The following is a 1,123-nucleotide window of genomic DNA, read 5'->3' as shown; positions in this document are numbered from 1 at the left end:
TATTCCTAAGAGGTAGAAGGTACTGTTCAAAAAGCGAACTTAATCACCTTATTTATAAAATGGTTATACCTCTAACCTACTGTCAATAAAGGGAATTGAATCATACCACTTTAGAGGTATATGAAATTAAACATGATTAAGATCACTAGTGTAAATTGATCTAAAGCAAGACTCATCCCGCTCACTATTTCATCTCTTTATTTACACAATAATATTATTTGTAGATCTCCGATTCTTATTTGGAATAGCTTCTCACAACGCTGCTAATAAAAACGAATATGGAGATAACACCGTGAGCATAAAACACTGGATGAGCGCACCTATCGCGGTTGCGACCTTATTCGCTAGCCAATTATTGTTGGCCGGCTCTGTGTTGGCGGCAGAAAACAACGATCGACTTGATCCTCGTAATGACGCCTTCGAACAAAACCATCCTGACCAATATCATTCTTGGAAGGCAACATCAGAAAGTAAACATATTGAAGACGCCCTAAGTGAAGACCCAAATATGGTGATTCTTTGGGCTGGCTACGGATTTGCCAAAGATTACAACAAGGCTCGAGGTCACTTTTATGCGCTCGACGATGTAAGGCAAACCCTAAGGACAGGCGCACCGGCAGATGAAAACTCCGGGCCAATGCCAATGGCGTGTTGGAGTTGTAAAAGTCCTGATGTCGCTCGCGTGATAGAAGAGCGTGGCGAGGATGGCTACTTCTCTGGTAAATGGGCACGTCTAGGCTCAGAAATCGTCAATCCTATCGGATGTTCTGACTGTCACGACACTCGCTCAGAAAAATTCAACCAAGGCGAGCCAGAATTAGCACTAACCAGACCTTATGTTGAGCGAGCATTCGATGTAATTGGAAAAAACTTTGATGAGCAGTCACGCCTTGATAAACAAGCGTCTGTGTGTGCTCAGTGCCATGTCGAATACTACTTTACAGGACCAACGAAAGCGGTGAAGTTCCCTTGGGATATGGGTACGACTGTCGGTGACATGGAGAAGTATTACGATGCGTTGGACTTTAAAGATTGGACTCACGCCGTTTCTAAAGCACCGATGCTAAAAGCACAGCACCCTGGGTTCGAGACTTGGCGTGAAGGGATTCACGGCAAAAACAAA

1 protein-coding gene is annotated in these 1,123 nt (G+C 43.8%); it reads left to right on the top strand.

Annotation, left to right across the window (positions count from 1 at the left end; translation table 11 throughout):
• Window positions 1-310: 310 nt before the first annotated feature.
• The coding region (locus tag R7Q38_RS24360) for an ammonia-forming cytochrome c nitrite reductase subunit c552 (protein WP_318114645.1) at window positions 311-1,123 on the top strand (813 nt) is incomplete at its 3' end.

It is taken from the genome of Vibrio sp. Vb0598 (genome assembly GCF_033338935.1).
Taxonomy (GTDB): domain Bacteria; phylum Pseudomonadota; class Gammaproteobacteria; order Enterobacterales; family Vibrionaceae; genus Vibrio; species Vibrio alginolyticus.
Note: the sequence above shows the minus strand (reverse complement) of the source record. Positions and strands in the feature narration are given on the sequence as shown.